At 58.4% G+C, this 19,456-nt stretch carries 14 protein-coding genes and 2 tRNA genes; 2 read left to right on the forward strand and 14 right to left on the reverse strand.

Features of this window, described 5'->3' with window-relative positions; genetic code table 11:
- On the forward strand, window positions 1–264 hold a 264-nt coding region (locus tag V2391_RS07040), incomplete at its 5' end, for a hypothetical protein (protein ID WP_329738769.1).
- A 302-nt stretch (window positions 265–566) separates the two neighbouring features.
- On the opposite strand, the gene V2391_RS07045 is transcribed toward V2391_RS07040, so the two are convergent.
- The 12 genes from V2391_RS07045 to V2391_RS07100 form a co-directional block, all read right to left on the reverse strand.
- Window positions 567–642: transfer RNA gene (locus V2391_RS07045), tRNA-Lys, on the reverse strand.
- A 28-nt stretch (window positions 643–670) separates the two neighbouring features.
- Window positions 671–1,951, reverse strand: coding sequence for an aminopeptidase (locus V2391_RS07050; RefSeq protein ID WP_329738770.1), 1,281 nt, complete (start codon window positions 1,949–1,951; stop codon window positions 671–673).
- Between the two features lie 89 nt (window positions 1,952–2,040).
- The gene (locus V2391_RS07055) at window positions 2,041–2,616 is read right to left on the reverse strand and encodes a hypothetical protein (RefSeq protein WP_329738771.1); all 576 of its coding nucleotides are present in this window, start codon (window positions 2,614–2,616) and stop codon (window positions 2,041–2,043) included.
- On the reverse strand, window positions 2,617–3,495 hold the full coding sequence (locus V2391_RS07060) for a phosphoribosylaminoimidazolesuccinocarboxamide synthase (RefSeq protein WP_329738930.1): 879 nt from the start codon (window positions 3,493–3,495) through the stop codon (window positions 2,617–2,619).
- A gap of 118 nt (window positions 3,496–3,613) precedes the next feature.
- On the reverse strand, window positions 3,614–5,179 hold the full coding sequence (locus V2391_RS07065; protein WP_329738772.1) for a sensor histidine kinase: 1,566 nt from the start codon (window positions 5,177–5,179) through the stop codon (window positions 3,614–3,616).
- A gap of 11 nt (window positions 5,180–5,190) precedes the next feature.
- Window positions 5,191–5,913 (reverse strand): response regulator transcription factor, encoded by a 723-nt coding sequence (locus V2391_RS07070; protein ID WP_118079985.1) that lies wholly within the window; start codon window positions 5,911–5,913, stop codon window positions 5,191–5,193.
- A gap of 153 nt (window positions 5,914–6,066) precedes the next feature.
- Entirely contained in the window at window positions 6,067–7,278 is a 1,212-nt protein-coding gene (locus V2391_RS07075) for a hypothetical protein (protein ID WP_329738773.1), read from the reverse strand.
- Window positions 7,278–7,541 (reverse strand): TIGR03905 family TSCPD domain-containing protein, encoded by a 264-nt coding sequence (locus tag V2391_RS07080; protein WP_055287275.1) that lies wholly within the window; start codon window positions 7,539–7,541, stop codon window positions 7,278–7,280. The genes V2391_RS07075 and V2391_RS07080 overlap by 1 nt, the downstream gene beginning before the upstream one ends.
- Window positions 7,542–7,654: 113 nt before the next feature.
- Window positions 7,655–9,454, reverse strand: coding sequence for a GGDEF domain-containing protein (locus V2391_RS07085; RefSeq protein WP_329738774.1), 1,800 nt, complete (start codon window positions 9,452–9,454; stop codon window positions 7,655–7,657).
- Window positions 9,451–10,368, reverse strand: a complete 918-nt coding sequence (locus V2391_RS07090; protein ID WP_329738775.1) for a substrate-binding periplasmic protein — start codon at window positions 10,366–10,368, stop codon at window positions 9,451–9,453. Before V2391_RS07090 ends, V2391_RS07085 begins: the two co-directional genes overlap by 4 nt.
- 57 nt (window positions 10,369–10,425) lie before the next feature.
- Window positions 10,426–11,772: an adenylosuccinate lyase gene (purB, locus tag V2391_RS07095; RefSeq protein ID WP_329738776.1), complete on the reverse strand. Its 1,347-nt coding sequence runs from the start codon at window positions 11,770–11,772 to the stop codon at window positions 10,426–10,428.
- Between the two features lie 427 nt (window positions 11,773–12,199).
- Window positions 12,200–12,274 (reverse strand) — tRNA-Gly (locus tag V2391_RS07100).
- A gap of 297 nt (window positions 12,275–12,571) precedes the next feature.
- Between V2391_RS07100 and V2391_RS07105 the strand changes: the two genes are divergently transcribed.
- Window positions 12,572–16,003, forward strand: coding sequence for a SpaA isopeptide-forming pilin-related protein (locus V2391_RS07105; RefSeq protein ID WP_329738777.1), 3,432 nt, complete (start codon window positions 12,572–12,574; stop codon window positions 16,001–16,003).
- Window positions 16,004–16,068: 65 nt separating this feature from the next.
- Here the strand turns inward: V2391_RS07105 and V2391_RS07110 are convergent, their stop codons facing one another.
- Entirely contained in the window at window positions 16,069–16,287 is a 219-nt protein-coding gene (locus V2391_RS07110; RefSeq protein ID WP_329738778.1) for a hypothetical protein, read from the reverse strand.
- A gap of 22 nt (window positions 16,288–16,309) precedes the next feature.
- Window positions 16,310–19,447, reverse strand: coding sequence for a hypothetical protein (locus V2391_RS07115; protein WP_329738779.1), 3,138 nt, complete (start codon window positions 19,445–19,447; stop codon window positions 16,310–16,312).
- Window positions 19,448–19,456: the final 9 nt, after the last annotated feature.

Raw genomic sequence — 19,456 nt, forward strand, 5'->3', positions numbered from 1 at the left:
TTCGATGTCTGCCCGGATGCGACACTTGAAGTGTCCATCCTCGCAGTATCCGGTTCTCAAGGTGCACGCCTGCGCGGCTCATCCGGTCCGACCGGGCCGCGCGGCAAGGAGATATATTGCCAGACCGGAGGGGCGCCGCGGGCGGGAATCGCGCACTCCATATTTTGTTCACAAATGAATAGAACCCTCAGTTGCTTCACTGAGGCCGTATTCGAAGCAGCAGCTTCTGATATTGGCGATGACCAGCTGGTTTATAGGTGTTAAGGCATCGGTCATCTCTGGAGCGCCACTTTACTCCAAAAGCATCAGCTATTTGTTTCCCGTCGGTAAAAGGCAGGTTTTGTTCGCCAAGCGTTCTTATATACAGAGAAGTTCGGGTTCGAACCCGTGCACCGGCAACAAAAAAGCGACCAACCGGAGTCGATCGCTTTCTATTCTATGGTGGGCCGTCAGGGGTTCAGCCTGCTCCGCAGGCGGCCGCTGCGGCGCTCCGCGCCCCGACGGGTTCGAACCCATGCCTTGGCAACAAAAAAGCGACCAACCGGCGTCGATCGCTTTCTTTTCTATGGTGGGCCGTCAGGGGTTCGAACCCTGGACCTTGGGATTAAAAGTCCCCTGCTCTGCCAGCTGAGCTAACGGCCCGCGGGTGGCATTGTACCACGGTCTGGGACTATTCCCAACTCCATTGGCCGTTCTGGAAAATCACAACTTCACGTCCATCAGGCGTAATGCCCGTAATATCGATGTCGTCCGTGCCGATCATAAAATCGACGTGCGTGCTCGAGACGTTAACGCCATGCTCCAGGAGCTCTTCCTTGGACATGTCGTACCCACCCTCGATGCATTCGGGGAAACCGACACCTAGCGCGAGATGGCAGCTAGCGTTCTCGTCATAGAGCGTGTCATAGAACAGAACGCCGCTTTCGCGGATCGGAGTGTTCTTGGAAATGAGCGCGACCTCGCCCAGATGAGCGGCACCTTCATCGGTGTCAATAATGCTCGCAAGCGTCGCCTTGCCCACACGGGCATCGTAGTCCACTACGCGACCGGCCTCGAACTTAATCCAAAAATCGTCAACCTTGTTACCGTGGTGAATGAGCGGCATAGCCGAATACACGATACCGTCGGCACGCATACGATCAGGCGAGGTGAAGACTTCCTCGGTGGGAATGTTGGGGAAGAAGGGGTGCCCATCGGGCGTCTTACCCTTGCCGCCGGCCCACTCGTGACCCTTCGTCATACCGATCGTCAAATCGGTTCCATTTGCCGAGGTGTAATGCAGGCGGTCAAAACGATTGTCGTTCAGGAAGCGCAAGTTCTTTTCGAACGCCGCGTCATGAAGCTCCCAGTCGCTCTCCGGGTCCTGGCCATCGGCACGAGCGGTGTGCAGAATCGCATTCCACAGCTTATAGATTGCAACCTCATCGGCGTCTCCCGGGAACACCTCGCGCGCCCAAGCCACGACCGGAGCGCCGGCGATACACCACGGGTTGATGTTGTAGTCCAGTCCACGGCGGAAGACCTTGCACTGCGTGTTCCTTGCCTTAGAAGCTGCAGCGGGCTTGGCGGGATCGATACCCTTGAGAGCCGCAGGATCCGCACCCTCGATAAAGATAAAGCAGGCACCGTCCTGGGCCAGGGAATCCAGCTGCAGGCGCTTCCACTCGGGCGTCTGCTCAAAATAGCTTTTATCGACATGCTCGTACGTGAGCCTCGTCACGGCATCATCGGCCCAAATGACCGTCACGTGGCCAGCGCCGGCGGCATAAGCCTCCGCGACCACCACGCGGGCAAAAGGCGCGCACTCGACCGGAGACTGAACGACAACCTCCTGGCCGGGTTTGACGTTTACGCCCTTGCAGACGACCAGGCGCGCGTAGTTTTTAATCTTGGGCTCCAGGGCCTTCATGCCCTCCAGAGCCTCTTCGACCGTCAGGGCAGCTCGAATCATGTGCCACTCCATCTATCTATAGAACAGTAAAAAGGCGCGCCGCAAAAACGACGCGCCTTATATCTTAGCGATAAGTATGAATGCAAACGCTACTTCTTCTTGGAGTCCTTCTTGTCCTCCTCGGCAGCCGCACGCTCAATAAGAGCGTTAAGCTTGTTCTCGGACATGCCCTCGGCCTGCGCGCGGTACATGTTGCGCAGGGGACGAATACGAACGAAGTCGTAGATAAAATCACCCAGAATGATGACATAGGACAAAACGATGCCGACCATCTGGACGGGACTGGACACCGTACCGCCGGGAGCGAAGTAGAGCGAAGCCCAAATTGCCACGACGAGTACCATGCCGATGGCGAGCACGGCCCACCAGATACGACGGCGCTTGGTGTAGTCCTCATCCTGCTTGAGGAGGATATTCGACACCGTGTAGATACGATCCTCACGAGCACGCTGCTTCGCCTTGCGGGCGCGCTTCTCCTCCTTGGAAAGACCTTCCAGGTTTTCACCCTTCTCGAGCTCTTTGCGGCGCGCCTTAGACGAAGCCGGCACGACGCGAACGGAGCTCGCTGCCTGGCGGGCGGGTTTAGCAGATGCGGCGGACTTGCGCGCAACCCCGGTAACTTCGCGGGATTGCGTACGCTTGTTCGTGGCGCTACGGGTACTCACTTATGCGTTCTCCTTCATGCTTGTGAACTGGGAGCCCGTGATGATCTGGAAGGCCTCGCGATAGCGCTCGGATGTGCCATCGATGACCTCGGCGGGCAGGTGAGGGGTCTCCCCCGTCATATCCCAGTTGGCTTTGAGCCAATTGCGGACGAATTGTTTGTCGTAGCTAGGCTGAATCTTGCCCTCCTCGTAGCTGGCAGCAGGCCAGAAACGGCTGGAGTCGGGCGTGAGACACTCGTCAATCAGCGTGACCTTGCCATCGATGACACCAAACTCGAACTTGGTATCGGCGATGATGATGCCACGGGTCGCGGCGTACTCGGCAGCGGCCTTGTAGATCTTGAGGGACAGGTCGCGAATCTGCGTGGCGATGTCCTCACCCACGATCTCGCAGCAACGCTCGAACGAAATGTTCTCGTCGTGGTCGCCGATCTCGGCCTTCGTGGACGGCGTGAACAGCGGCTTGGGGAGCTTGGAGGCCTCGGTCAGACCCTCGGGCAGCTGAATGCCGCAGACGGTGCCGTTCTCGTCATAGGTCTTCTTGCCCGAACCGGTCAGATAACCGCGGACGATGCACTCGACAGGAATCGTCTGGGCCTTCTTGACCAGCATGGCGCGGCCTGCGAGGTAGTCACGATACTCGGCAAACTCCTCGGGGAAATCCGCCGGGTCGATGGAGACGAGGTGGTTGGGAACGATGTCGGCAAACTTATCGAACCAGAATGCCGAGATGCGGTTGAGCACCTCTCCCTTAAACGGAATCTCGTCGGGGAGAATAAAGTCGAACGCAGAAATGCGGTCGGTGGCGACCATCAGCAGGTTTTCACCGGCATCGTAGATATCACGAACCTTGCCACGGGAATCCGGACGACGCTCCATCGTTGTCACGTGAGTCACTCCTTACCAAAATACGACAGTAATGCGGGTTCTTTCCCGCACGTTTTCGCAAACTCGGAGCGGCAGGGACGAAACCCCTCCTTCACCGAATAGCGAAAAGCTAGTGCTCCATTGTAGTAGATGCCGCGTCCGCCGTGTGCTCGCGAGGCAGATGAATCGTAAAAGTCGTACCCTTTCCAAGCTCCGACTCCACGGATATGTAGCCGTGATGACGCTCGACAATCTGCTTGGTCACGGCGAGGCCCACGCCCAGGCCACCCGCCTCGCGGGCGCGACTGGCGTCGGCACGCCAAAAACGACCGAAGATGCGCGACAAATCATCCTTGGCGATACCGATGCCCGTATCCGAAACCGCGATATCGACGTGCTTGCGGTCGCTGAGCACCGACACCACGACCCAACCCCCCTCGGGGGTGTAACGCATGGCGTTGCTCATGAGGTTGATAACGCATTGCGTGATCATGTCGGGATCTGCCTCGACAACGTCATCATGGCCCTGCGTCTCATCTGCAAAGCGCAAACGCAGGTCACGGTCGGCAAACAGGCGCTCCTGGCCATTCACAATCGAACGCACAAACGGCACCATATCCACCGGCTCCAGGTTGAGCGGCGCGGTACTGTTTTCCATGCGCGACAGGTCGAGCATCTGCTGCACCAGACGGGCCAGACGACGCGTCTCGGAAGCGACCGTCTCCAGATGCTCATCGTCGGTGGGATACACACCGTCTTGCATGGCCTCGACCGTTGCAAGCATGGCCATGAGCGGCGTGCGCAGCTCGTGGGCAACATCAGAGGTCAAGCGCTTCTCGTGCTTCATATCCTTTTCGAGTGAGGTGGCCATCTCGTCGAAGGTCTCTCCCAGCTGATCGATCTCATCGTCGCCGCGCAAGCCCGTACGAGCGGACAGGTCTCCATCGCGAATCTGCTTGGCGGTGCTGGTAATACGATGAATCGGCTTGGTGAGCATGCGCGACATGAGCGCTCCGATAACGACCGAGATGCAGACGGCCACAACCGCGGCAAGGGCCATGGCGTTAAAGGTCTTCTCTCTGAATGCCGAGTCTGCCCTGGTGAGCAGGGCATCGGAGCCAACCGCCCACAATTTGACCTGACCCACGTGCTCGCCGGAGGACGTCACGATCTCAACGTTGGCAACACTATTGGAATCGGTGGGAGCAGACGAGACTGGACTGTGCGATGCCTTCTTTCCGCTCGTACCATCGGTCGTCGCCTGATTTTCGCGTACATCGGCAGTAGCGCTTGCCGAGGGCCACGAGTCGTCGTAGACGATGACGCCCTTTTTATTGACGACCTGCATACCAAGATCGTCGGACACCAAACTCGATGTCGCGACCGTGCGCAGCTCCCCCGCGGTCCAAGAACCATTTTCCTCATATGACGTTGCCAACTTTTCGGCAGCGGAATTGGCGATTTCGACAATATTGGAGCGCGTGTAATCCGTAAAAACCGTGCCCCATACAACGGAGACTACGCCCACCAGCACCAATACCGTCATGAGCGACGTCAGGGCAAAAGCCAATGCCATGCGCGAGGGATAGCTCATCGCTGGCCGTGAATCGGAACGAGGCGTGTTCCAACTTGCCTTGGAACCCGCCTCGTTCTCCTGCTTGTGCTTTTGTCCGATTTCAAAGCGCGCAGGTGTCATATGTGATTTCCCTATTTCTCGTCCGACTTATCGGTCTTGGCCGGAGCCTCGAAGCGATAGCCGACACCGTGAACGGTGTAGAGCCACTTAGGCTTCTTGGGGTCATCGCCCAGCTTGGCGCGAAGGTTCTTCACGTGGCTGTCGATGGTGCGCTCGTAGCCCTCAAAGTCGTAGCCGAGCACCTTCTCGACCAGCTCCATACGGTTATAGACGCGACCAGGATGGCGAGCAAGCGTGGTGAGCAGCTTAAACTCGGAGGCAGTCAGGTCTACTTCCTTGTCCTCGACCAAGATCTTGTGGCCCGAGATATCAATGACCAGATCGCCAAAGTCGAGCACCTCAACGGCAGGCTCGTCTGCCTGGTGAGCACGACGGAACAAGGCGCGGACGCGGGCGACGAGCTCGCGCGGCGAGAACGGCTTGATCAGGTAGTCGTCGGCACCAAGCTCGAGGCCGATGATGCGATCCTCGATCTCGCCCTTGGCGGTAAGCATGATAATGGGCACATCCGAGGTATCGCGAATAGTGCGGCAAACGCGCTCGCCGGGAATCTTGGGGAGCATAAGGTCGAGCACAACCAGGTCAAACTGGTGCTTCTCGAACTCCTCGATCGCAGACTGGCCGTCGCCGACGCCAACAACCCAGTAGCCCTCGCGCTCGAGATAGGCAGCGACAGCGTCACGGATTGCCTTCTCGTCCTCGACCAGCAGAATCTTTTTTGCATCTGAAGCCATAACACGGCCCCCCCTGTCTCAATTAGCTAAGAACAAGCCCATTTTAACGCACCTATGCCCACCGAGCACCGCTACAGTGCGGCGGCTCGGCGGGCGGCACTCATAATTACAACGCGCTTATTCCCCCGTTGGCGCCTTTTTAACCCCTCGGCGCTAAAGAGAGAACAGGCGGGCGGTAACCGTCTCGGGAATTCCTTGACTATTACGCACCGTGGCATAGGTTAAAAACGTATTCGATTTACCCGCCGTAGCTGGATAATCGCCATATTCGAGAGCGCGGTCGGGCGACAGCAGCGAGCCATAGGTTTTGGCGGAGGTATCAATCAGAAAATGCGATGCCTGGACCTTAACCAAGTATTTGCTCTTTCTGCCGGCAGCGCACGCAAGCGGCTCACGCGACAGGAATAGGAACGTCCCATTCTCGTTTCCGATATAGGTGCCCATGTTGCCTAGACTCCCCACGCCGCTATAGGTGGCCTCGATGGAGAACACAAACGTGTCACCCATATATACGGCCTCGAAGGGAGACACCGATGAGGGAAGGACCAGCTGAGCCCTCTTGGTATTGTTGCCGTCCGTCAGGTCGATCGCCGTCATGCCGTAGTAGACGCCCTCGTCATTGCGCACGCGCGGGGAGATGGTCAAAATGCCGTCACTCACACGCGGGGCAGATGCAAAGCGACCCGTTGACTTCCAAATGGATTCGGTCTTTGCCTCGTCGAGCGAGCGGCGGTAGCAATACGAGTCGTGACTCGTCTTATTGCCGCCTGTTGAAGGCATCTTGTACCAAATGACGGACGATCCGAACGCCGTAAACAGCGGCGGATCGTAGTCCTTGCCGCCTCGGTCGAGCTCGACCACATCGCCGACAAGCGACGCACCTGCCTTATTTTGCGCATAGAGCTTCCATGATGCGTTTGCAAAGTTCATCTCGACCCAAGCAAATACGCCATCGCCAGCGCGAACATCGTAAAACGAATACCCTGCACCTTCGACAGGGTCCTCGATAAGCGTCGTGAGCGAACCGTCGCCCAAGCTGAGCACACCGAGCGTGTTGGCATGCCGCGCCGATGCGGGTGCCATCATCGCCGCGGCGTAATCGCCGTCGCAGTAGTACAGCAGCGTACCCAGAGGCAATGTCCATGAAGCCGTAGGCTCGAGGTCGATGTCAACAGCCTCGTACTCATCCGTGATCGAGACAATCTTTGAATCGTCCTTGATAACCTGCGGCTCACCAGCGGCATCGTCGCTGGTGCCCGTTTTTTTCGAGCATCCGGCAAGCACCGTGGCAGCGCCTGCGGCAGCACCGCCGAGCACAAAGCCACGGCGCGATATTCCGTTCTTGATGTGATCGACGATACCCATTAGGCGATCTCTGCGCGAGCGGCCTCGATAGCGCGCGTAAGCTGATCGGCGCAAGAGGTCTTTTTCATACCGCAGGTATTACCGGCGAGAACCTCGATTACGCGATCGGCGGGAGCGCCTTCGACCAGCCTGGAGATGGCCTTGAGGTTGCCATCGCAGCCGCCGGTAAACTCGACGCCCAGCACCTTGCTGCCATCGTCAGAGAGATTGAGGTGAATATTGCGAGAGCATACACCCTGAGGCTTGTAGTCAAAACTAATCATTGAGATCCCCTCTCAGAAAGAAATTTCAGACGTCTATTATCCCCACCTGGACCGACTTATTATCGCAAGCACCGATTCAACATCCTACGATGCTTGGACTGGCGGGGGCAAGATTAGCAGTCCGCACCCTGTACGTGGACCATGCGCTTCTCCCGATACATATTGTGGTCGGCGACGCGATATACATCGGCCAGCGTATTTCCAGCCGTCTCGACGGTCGCCACGCCAATCGATGCGCTGACCGTCAGGGTCTCATCGCTTACCGCGGCAAGACCGAGACGAAGATCCTGTTCCAGCCCGAGCGCAGACTCGTTGTCAGTATGGGGGCAAACCAGCAAAAACTCGTCGCCGCCAACGCGCATCGGCAGGTAATCCGCACCAGCCACCCGCCGCAGCACGGACGCCGTCCGTCGCAGCAGTTCATCCCCCATCTCGTGACCATAAATGTCGTTGGTCCGCTTGAGATAATTACAGTCCACCATAATCACGCTCACTGGCAAGTCCTCGTTTACCAGGCTATCTCCACGCGATTCCAGATAGTTGCGGTTGCGAAGCCCCGTCAGTTTATCTTGGTATGACAGCTCCTCGGCATGCTTGACCATCGATATGTTGTGCGTCGCCACGACGACCGAATCCAGGCGGCCTTGCTCATCGCGATGCTGGGGGACAACCTGTAGCGAGTACCAAGTGCCTCGACAATCTCGCACCTCGGCAGCCAAGTACGGTACGCCCTCCATGCGTTCACGAAGCGTACTTATATCTACGAGCCCCACAACCGCTTCGCGGCTTTCGGGGCTCACGATATCCCGGCAGACCGTGTCCATAAAGTCATATGCCTCGCTATGCTCGGCAAACATCTTCGCTATCGCCGGCGACATATTGATTCCCTCGATCTCGAGGGTGTCAAGATGCAAAAGGAAGGTCGAATCGTAGATGGCGCTTATGGCATTGATAATGCCGAGCTGTTTATCCTTTTCGACCAAATTGCGGTGGTCAGCGATATTTCGAGCCAACAGTACCACGACCCAAAACGCAAGGCACACCAAGACGCCGACGGCGACAAATGAAATCCTGTCAGACATGACCTCAGATTTGGGATATAGCGCAAACAGGCGGTAGCCCTTATATGCCGCACGCACGGCATATAAGGTGGTCCCCCGATATTCGATACGTGTTACGCCCTCGTCTTTCCAGTCAATTCCGCTATCGGCGAGAAGCCGGGCAAGGGTTATATCGACGGTCGAATCGTTTGAAGAAACGATTTGCGCATCGCGCATCACAAGCACCGTTGGACTCTGATGGAACGTGTTGTTCACAAGGACGTCGGCGATCGTGTATGAATAGTCATCGGCGGGCTCAGCCGCAAGGGATCGATACCCCAACGCCACCCCATCACCGTATGGAACGGCACTCACGGCAAAGTCGACACCGCGGCGCTCGACAGCGGTCGAGTAGGAAACTTTGGACCCTCGATACATCGATGCGATCGACGAACAGGCCAGCTCCTCTCGCCACAGCATGAGTGGATCGCGGCCGTCGATATCGTAATGGGCGACCATATGACCATCGGCGTCCATGACCAACATTCCCGAAAGGCTCTCGGTATGGACATATTCCTCGACCAGATCGTCGTTGACTTCAAATCGATCAGGCGGCAAGAACGTCGCAAACGACTCGAGCGCCGCATCCAAATTGTGCGTCGCCTCGGTTTTTCTTCCCTGTTCATATCGGTCATATTTTTCGCAGGCATTTTTTAAAAACACCATGGTTTCCTGGCCGAACCCAAGCGTTTTATCAAGGCAGCGATGCGTGCCAACCATATAGAGCAGACTCAGTAGGGCAACGCTGGCCACGATGCCGATGCCCACTGCGGCTAAACTCTTTCGGCGAAAGCGGCGCTCGTCATTTGTCATGATTCCGCTCCTTGCCCGCCTGTCGTCGCTCCTGCTTTGTAATTGTCCACAATGTGCTCTATCGTGCCGTCTCGATCCATGTCGGACAGTGCGGTATCGAGGTTTTTGACGTACTCCCCCTCATAGCTATCATCAAACGCGACGCCCAGGTCAACCGTCATAACGTTGCCGGCGAACACACGATAAACGCCAGGATACTGGGCAACGAGTCGATCAAGCGACTGAACGTCCGCCATCCAACAGTCGACATACCCTTTGGCGAGGGCGGCTTTGCAGAGTTCGGCAGAACCATACGATTTGATTTGCACGTCCGGCGAGATATCCAGATCCCCTGCGAGCAATCGGCGTTCGCTCACCGAGCCCGCAATCACCGCAATGGTCTTGCTTCCATCGAGATGCGCCAAGGAATTGATGCCACTCGTTTTCTTGGCTGCGACCGAAACCGTCAGGGTCAAATACGGCTCAGTCCAGTAATACTTATCCTCGCGATAACAGGGAGAATAGTCGCACCACAGGCAATCGATATCGCCGTTTTTGAGTAGGCGGTCACGGTCATTCCAAGAAATGTCGATAAATTGCGGCTTGATCCCCGCGCGCTTGCAGGCCTCGCGGGCGATGCCGATATCGATACCGGCGCAATCGCCCGTGGTATCGACATACACATAGGGGTCGTTATCCGTAACGCCGATTTTGAGTACCGGGAGGTCTTTGTCGGCTTCATTCGGGGAGGAAGAACTGCTTCGAACGATATACGTCAGGGCGCCCACACAGACGGCAACAAGAAGTATGAGCGTAAACGAGACGATGGCGGCTCGCTTGATACGTCCGGGCACACGCCTCCCTTCATCGAAACAGCAGTCGGATTTCATTTTATACCCGGGGCTGATGCGGCGATAAAAAAGCGCCTCACCCAAGATGGGCAAGGCGCCAAAGGTTGAAATGCATCCGCAAGCGGTCGAATTAGGTTAACCCTACTCGAAGCTCAGCTGCTCCAGGCGGTCGAAGACCGTGTCGATGCGGGTGAGGAAGTCCCACGGATCAAAGATCTCGTCGAGTTTTTCCTGGCTAACGGTGCAGCGCGGATCGGCCTCGAGACGCTCCTTAAAGGTGGGGCCGGAGACACAATCCTGCACCTCGTGCCAGGTGGCCATGGCGTTTTCCTGCACGATAGCGTAGGCGTCCTCGCGGGTGATGCCCGTATCGACGAGGGCCAGCAGGACCTTGGAGGAGAAGATGAGGCCGCGGGTCTTGTTGAGATTGGCCATCATGCGGGCCGGATACAGCTGCAGGCCGTCGATAACGCGAATGAGGCACTGGAACATATGGTCGAGTGCGATGAAGCTATCGGCCTGGGCGACGCGCTCGGCGGAAGAGTGCGAAATGTCGCGCTCGTGCCACAGGGCAACGTTGTCAAAGGCGACCTGAGCGTTGGACTTCACGACGCGCGACAGGCCGCAGACCTTCTCCATGGTGATGGGGTTGCGCTTGTGCGGCATGGCGGAGCTGCCCTTTTGGCCCTTGCGGAAGGGCTCCTCGGCCTCGAGCGTATCGGTCTTCTGCAGGTTGCGGACCTCGGTCGCGATGCGCTCGCAGGTGGCCGCTGTAGTGGCAAGCACGCCGGCAAGGTAGGCGTGGTGATCGCGACTGATGACCTGCGTGGACAGCGGATCGTGGACCAGGCCCAGGTGCTCGCAGACGTACTCCTCGACGAACGGCTCGATGGAGCTGTAGGTGCCGACGGCACCGGAGATGGCACCGAAGGCAACGTTCCTGCGAGCATCCTCAAGACGATCGAGATCGCGCTTGAGCTCCCATGCCCAGGAGCCAAACTTCATACCGAAGGTCATCGGCTCGGCATGGATGCCATGGGTGCGGCCGGCGCAGAGCGTATTGCGCTCCTCGAAGGCACGACGCTTGCAGATCACGCCGAGCTTCTTAACGTCCTCGATAATCAGGTCACACGCCTGAGTAAGCTGATAGCACAGAGCCGTATCACCCAGGTCAGAGCTGGTCATACCGTAGTGAACCCAGCGGCTAGGCTTGGGCTCGCCCTCGGGAACATCGGCGTCGATATATTCCTTCATGTTGGTCAGGAAGGCGATGACATCGTGGCGCGTGACCTCCTCGATCTCGTCAACCTTCGCCTTCTCAAAGTTGGCGTGGTCGCGAATCCACTGGGCCTCTTCTTTGGAAATACCGATCTTGCCGAGCTCCGCCTGAGCCTCGCAGGCCAGGACCTCAATCTCCTGCCAAATGGCATACTTGTTCTCGAGGGAGAAGATATGTCCCATCTCCGGGCGGGTATAGCGATCGATCATAGCGGCTCCTTTTTGGTTATTGGCACGTTGGTCGTAACCCAACCATTGTACCGTGCGCGGGCGCGAGTATGGGCAGCAGGCATTAACCTAACATTTTGTAGCATAGAGCGGCCATGAGGGCGTCCGCGTATTTGCGAAGCAAATTCGCGCCGGCTGCGGGCGGCATGCCACGGTCGGCGCGCATGCACGGGCAAAGCGGGTTGAATCCGACGTTCCCGAAGCCTCCCATGCTCGATGGAGCGGGCAACGGGACGTCCGCGTATTTGCTTTGCAAATACGCACCGGCTTCAGGCGCCTGCCGGCGCCTTCGCCTGCTCGCTACAAACGCTTCGCGTTTGCTTTACGCTCGCACCCTGGCGGGTTCGAATCCCGGCACTTGGTAGTAAAAAGCACGGTAACGTAACGCTGCCGTGCTTGTGCTTTTTACTGGAGCGGGCAACGGGATTCGAACCCGCGAGTGTCAGCTTGGGAAGCTGATGCCTTACCACTTGGCGATGCCCGCTTGTGTGTTGGCTAGTATAACGCGGTTGTCTTGTTTGATACAAGGGTGTCGATGCTTGTTTTAGCTGTGGAGAATCGTTTGAAAACCGCGCCAATTGTGGAGATGGGGACCCCTGTCGTTCTTTTCTTACCATCTTCTACCTGCGCTTTTATCTGATTATTGTATTTGAGCTCGATTTGTCAGAAATCGGGCAAGCTTTTGGTCAGCTTCCGGTACTTACCCGCATGAACCATGGCAGTAGCCTCATCCCAAGCGCCGCGGCCTCCCCGTGCGGCGCACGAGGGATAAGGAGCAGCCATGTCCAACGCACCCACGCACTCTGTCCACAGCGCAATCGCAACAGGTCCGCTGCTCCTGCTCCTCTTTTTTCTGATCGGCTGCCTGGCCCCAGGGGCCGCACTCGCCGTCGACGGGAACGACGCCCTTAATTTCCGCACTATAAGCGACGGCTGCGGCCCCTTCGGCGTCGGTAAATATGAGGCACAGGACACTTCGATTTCGTACTGCATGAATCAAGACTGCCCCGGCCCCAGCAAGCCGGGAGGGCCATGGCGCACATACAACCAGGGCTGGACATGGCTCGATGACGAATTTGCCGCCATCGTCTGTCACGGATACCCCTCCAGCACATCCTTTGGGGGCCACAACCTGTCGCCCGATCTCGCCCGTGCCGCCACCCAGATTGCCGTGTGGATGCTCAAGGGAACCACGCGCCCCGACGGCACCTATTCGTATACAAATAGCAAGGGAGTTGCCAGGAGCGGTAGGTTTTACGAAAACGCCGAGGCCGTAGCGGCTGCACGTTGGCTCTACGAGAGCGCTAAGTCCGGATCTATTAAGGCAGCCCCACATCGAGCCAGGCGTTATCACGGCCCGGTCTCGGGCGAGGGTCGACACCAGGACATGCTCTATGTTCTGCCCGCCGTCTCCGTATCGTTCCAAAAACAATCGTCCCAGGCTGGCATCACCGCCGGCAACGACACCTACAGACTCGGTGGCGCAACCTTCGATATCTTTGAAAGTGCGGGCGATGCACGTGTCGGCACTATCCAGATGGACGAAAACGGGCGTGCACAAGCAACACTTTTGCCCAATACGGCATATTACCTGGTCGAAACCAAAGCCCCGGCAGGCTATATCCCTCGAAGCGACCGAATAGCCTTCACCACACAAAACAGCGGCGAACATGTCACTATTAACGAGCAGCCCGGCACCATCACCTTGCGTATTGCAAAAATCGATGCCGCCACGGATGCCGGCGCCCAGGTTGGAGCGTCGCTTGCGGGCGCTGAATTCACCTGCGTCTCGCAATCAACTCCCGGCTGGACTCGCACCCTTACGACTGACGAAAACGGACGGGCGATCCTCAATGACGTTCCTCTGGGCACCTTTACCATCTACGAATCGAAAGCGCCCGAGGGCTACCTGATTTCAAACGACAGCTGGAGCTACACCGTCGGTGCCGAGCAACTCGGAGATACGGGTATCGTTGAGCTCGAAAGCCGTATTCCCAACATCCCCATCGCCTTTGACCTTGAAATCTCGAAGTTTAAGGATCATGGCGATAACAATGAGTCCGGCCTAGAGCAGCCGACGAAAGGCGTCGTCTTTGAAGTTGTCAGCAATAGCTCCCAACAAGTCGTCGGCACGTTGACCACAAACGTTTATGGCTTTGCCTCCACCAAAGACCAGCCCGAAGCATGGTTTGGCGCAGGCAAGCGACCCGCCGGCGCTCACGGTGCCATTCCCTACGACCGCGCGGGCTACACCGTTCGCGAGGTTGCAGAAACGGTCCCTGAAGGATTTAAGCAAGCAGAGGAATGGGCCATCACAGCAGAGCAGACCGCAGACGGCGCCGAGCTTCAGTACATCGTTGACAACCATGCCCTATCGACACACCTTCAAATCGTAAAGCGTGATGCTCAGACCGGCGGCACCGTACCACTTGCCGGCTTTACGTTCCAGCTGCTCGATAGCCATCACGAGCCCGTCTCGCAAACATGTTGGTATCCGGCCCACAATGTAATGAATACCTTCACAACCGATACATCCGGCGCCGTCACGCTGCCTGAATCACTTAATCCCGGAACATACTACGTGCACGAGGCGTCGGCCAAGGAACCGTATCTGCGCGGAGAAGACCTGGAGATAACGATTCCCGCCGACAGAAATCTGACACCGGTCGCCGTCGCCTCGTTCTATGACGACGCCGCAACCGGAAGCATCGAAATCATTAAGACGGATGCTGTAGATGGGCGCGCCCTCGCTGGAGCCACGTTTGACATCCGCGCTGACGGCGACATCGTGCGAGCCGATGGCAGCATCGTTGCCCTGGATGGCGAAACCGTCGCCACCGTTACAACCGACGAACGGGGACATGCGCGAGTCGACCTTCTTTCACTGGGATGCGGTACCGCCACCTACGAGGTCGTCGAGACGCAGGCGCCCGAAGGTTATCTGCTCAACCCGACCCCACATACCGTGAAGTTGTCGTACGCTGACCAGCAAACACCCGTGATCGAAGCGCACCTTGACGTTTCCAACGACTACACCAAGATCGATGTCTCCAAAGTCGACGCGTGCGGAGGTCAGGAAGTGACAGGCGCCGAGCTTGTCCTCTGCGACTTCAATGGCAACGAAATCGATTCTTGGACTTCATCCGGCAAACCGCACCACATTGAGCACCTTTCACCCGGCACCTACACCCTGCGCGAAACGATGTCTCCGCGTACCTACGACCTCGCCGAAGAGATAACGTTTGAAGTAAAGGCCACGGGAGAAGTTCAAACCATGGCCATGAAGGATACCCCCATCGAGATCAGGGGAAGCGTCGATAAGCGCCAAGAGATTGCACGGCCAGTCGTAAGCAAACTCGTTGCCAACGGCGACGGAAAAAACCGAGCCAAAGCACGGGCCAATACGCAAGGCGCCTTCTCCTATACCATCGACGCCAAAAATGAGTCGAGCACCTGGGTCGACGAGTTAACCATCACCGACGACCTTGAGTGCGTCAAAGATGGTGCAGCGAAACTCGTTGCCGTTGAAACCCCCATTGCGGTCGGTGATCTAAACGGGCTGTGCAACGTGTGGTATCGAACGTCTCCGGCAGGAACAAGCGATACGGGCAGGCAGGTCAATGCAACGCTTGACGACGGGCACCACAATCCTTGGCTCGAAACGGAAGAGGTTGCAAAGCTGCTGGGCGACGATGTGCGTCTCGTCGATTACGACGGGTGGCACCTATGGAAAGCAGATATCCCGACGGACAAGTCCGTCACGCTCGATACGAAAGAGCTTGATCTTACAGACGACGCCGTCATCACGGGCATCCGTTTTGAATACGGTGCGGTAGCCGCCGACTTTACAACCAGAAGCGAGGCGGACTCTTGGACCCGGGATGACCTTAAAGACGAACACGACGATCTTGACGATGCCAAGGCGGTCCTTAACTCGGATGCCCGAGGCGCAGTCGTGCATATGCAGGCAACGTCGTCCTATACGCCCCAAACCGCACTTGCCAACAGCGCGCGCGTCGATCTTTGCCGCAACGGCGGTGGCGATAAACTCGAGGCGCATGATGAGGACCGCGTCATCCAACGATGCACCCTGCCTCAGAACCTGCCGGCAACGGGATCTGTTCCCGTCGCCGCATGCATCACCGCACTCCTGATCTCGGGTACTGCGGCCCTATGGTTCGCTCGCCTTAGGTCAGCCACAAAGAGGCGCTAGTACGACGAAAAAGCGGGCGAGCCAGTCTCCCGGCTCGCCCGCCTTGGGCATAAACGATAAATCGGCTATTCAGCAGATGACGAACCGCCATCGATGGCTGCCTGATCGGACTCGGAAATACCGTCAGCACCCAAACTTTGCTCTTGCTCCACCTCTTCGTTCATTGTCGTCTCGGGCGTCGAGCCCTTAACGCCAACGACATACGCGGCCCCAAAACCCAATGCGACAGCGATCAGGGTCAAAATCAGATAGATGGGCCAATGGCGCTTGATGTACGAAAACACGCTGACTCCTTAGCGGGTCTGTCTACGAACGACGAATGACCTCGGTCACGACCTCGGACACCGTAGCGATATTGGTCGGATTGACGTTGTACGGCAGGTCATCCTCGGTGCGAGCGCAGGCAAGGCGCGGGCCGTCCACACCGGCGATCGTAAGGGCGCGACGGCTCGCCTCGAGCGCTGCGGATGCATCGGTTTTTGCATAGGGCATCTCGAACGCACCGCAATCGACGTGGAACGACTTACACACCTTGTTGACAAGATTCATGATGCGTCGGTCGCCCTTAAACAGCTGCTGCTCGCCCTCGACCGTCACCACCGAAAGCCTACCGGCACCGATAGACTCGAGGTTGATGAAGAACACACCGCGGAGCTTGTCACGATGCGAGGCCAAAAACGCCCTCATGCCGGCGCCGTCGCAATCGGACGCGCCCGTTGCGACGAACCAGATATCGTGGCCGAGCAGCTCATCGTCACCCATGGAGGCAACGGCCGAGAGCATATCCTCGGCAGAAGCACCATCGGAGGAGGTGGCGCCGCCCTTCCAACCGTCGTCGTCATCCTCAAAGTTATCCCACGAGCCAATGCCGCGACCAGACTTCTTGGCATCGTAATCGTCTTCGACGCCCAGCCAGTCGCTCATGCTGTCCTGCTCGTTCTTCTTTTTGCGACCGAACAAGCCACCCAGGCCACGCTTCTGCGGCTTGGCGCCCGTCGAAGCAGGAGCCGAGATGGTCTCGAGCGGTTGTGCGCCCGAGGAGATGGGCATGGGGGTCGCGACCGGTGCCGATGTGGGCTCGGGGCCCTGCGCCGTCGCAAAGGGATCATTTGTCTGTGCCGAAGGATCGGGAAGATCGAACAGCGACGTGCGGGACGCAACGTTGGCCTGTTGCATCGAAGGCAGCGACGGATCGGGGACCGAGGCCAGCGGCGACGAAGAGGGCGCGGGCGCGGAGGCCGGATCGGGGATATTCATTTGCTGGCGCGGAGGCACCTGAGACGAAATCTGCGCCATGAGGGAGTCAACCGTCTCGTCCTGCGTGGGAGCGGCATTGGCCACCGTGGCACCGGGGTCGCTCGGCGCGGGCATGGTGAAGATCTGCGTAGAATAAGGCCTGGACTCATCCGTCTTGGGAGCCTCGCCAATCGCAGGGGACTCCTGTTCCATAACAGGAGCCTCGACCTGCTCGGGTGCGCTGGCCTCAACGGAATCGGCCTCGTCGATAACCGAATCATCGGCGGCGTCCTGAGCACCATCGGAGATGGGAAGGGGCTCAGCAATTGCGGTGCCCTGCTTCTCAAACGTCATCGTGGCATCGAATGACATGGTGCCATCGGCCGGCTGCTGCGCCTCAAAGGACGTCGTAGCCTCGGCAACGTCAGCGGATGTCGGCTGCGGAGCCTCGAAGGACGTCGTGGCGTCGGCGACATCGACAGGCTCCGGCTGTTCGGCCTCGCTCTGCTCGAACTCCTGTGCCGCACGCTCACGCTCGGCCTCGGCGGCCTGCTGCTGGGCGATGGCCTCCCGCTCGGCGGCCTCGCGGGCAGCGGCGCGTTTTTCCTCAAAGTCGTCGACGAACTTCTTGCCCTTCGCAAAGGCACCCTTAAAGAAGCTTGAAGCGCTGGCACCAATCGAGGAGAACGCGGAAGCGATATCGGCATGGGGCGTTGTCGAGGGAAGCTCGGCCGAGAAATCGGTGTCGCTCTCATAGGACACGCGCTGCGGATACTCGTCATAGTCTTCGTCGGCGGTCTCGTCTTCAACCTGTGCCGGAGCGGCAGGTGCCAGAATATCCAGACCGGCTTCAGGATCGAGCGCGGGCTTTGCGTCAGACTCCGCGGCAGCAACAGGGGCAGCGACCGGCTCGGCGGGAGCAACAGCCGTATTTGCCGCGGGTGCGGGCTCCTGTGCAACGAGAGCAGGCTCCGGCTCGAACGTCGGCTCCTCGCCCTCTTCGTAATCGAGCGTGCAGGACTCGGGAAGCATGCCGAGCGCACGGATGGCATCCGAACCAAAGCGGATATTGCCGGCGGCATTGCGATAAAGCCTGGGCTCGGGCTCGGCGACTTCGACCACCGCGGGCTCCTCCGCCGGCTCGGCGGTGGACTTTTCCTCGGTGGACACTTCGGCCTGGACAGTCTGGTCTTGAGCCTCGGGTGCGATAACGCCGATCAGCGTCTCGTCGGCAGAGGCACCCTCAAAACCATCGATCTGTCCATCAAAAGCCTCGTCCTGCTCGGGCGCATCGACAGGCGCCATCGGCTGGCCAAACTCGTCCTCGTCGTAGGAAGGTTCCTCATATTCAATGGTGTTGCCGTAGTCGTTTTGCTGCTGGGCCGCGGCATACTCGGCCGCCGCGCGCGCCATTTCCTCGGCGCGACGCTTCTGCTCGCCAAAATAGGTGTCGAACGGAATGTCGTCGGGGAACTCGTTTTCGCCCTGATAGGGGGCGACGTTGTCCATGACACCGAGCATGGCGGCAACAGAGGACTTGTTGCACACCGCGCCAGACGTGTAGGGAAGCACAAAACGATTGGAGATGATATTGGCGGCGTTGGCCAGTGCCACAAGGGAGGCCAGAATCGCGACAACCCACAGCAGCACCTTGAGCACGCCGGGAAGCGGCAGGATGCGCAGGATGGCGACAGCCGCGGGCGCAATCGTGGCGACAGGCAGGAGCTTGGCGACGAGCGCGCGATACGGAGCGTAGGGCTCGCGAGCAAGGAGCTCGGCACGGGGGGAATCATAGTGTGCCACCACGACGACCGGACGGTTGCGCGGAGACGCAAGCGGGCCCGAGGCCTTGTGATAGGCGATGACATTTTGGCTCACGCCGGTCTTTCCCAGGCGCGAAACCATGGGATGCCCCGTGCGCTCGAGCACGTAAAGCACGGCACCGACAATGGCCAGCAAGGTGCCGACCAAGCCGATACCGCCGCCGATGCCCATCAGCAGGGCGCCAGCAAACGCCAGAATACCGGTAACGGCAAACGCCAACCTGCTGGGCGCGGGAGCATTAAATTCCTGCACCTCGGGGTCAAAGCCGTGGTTGCGGAAAATCTGAGCGATATCCTCGGCAGCCAGGCGCTCTTCTTCACTGCACGCCGGCGTAATGCCGGTGTTCTGCAGCAGGTGGTTAATATAGTTCTGGGTGTTCGCCATGTGCGCTCC

It is taken from the genome of Collinsella sp. CM84Y_54 (genome assembly GCF_036317945.1).
Classification (GTDB): domain Bacteria; phylum Actinomycetota; class Coriobacteriia; order Coriobacteriales; family Coriobacteriaceae; genus Collinsella.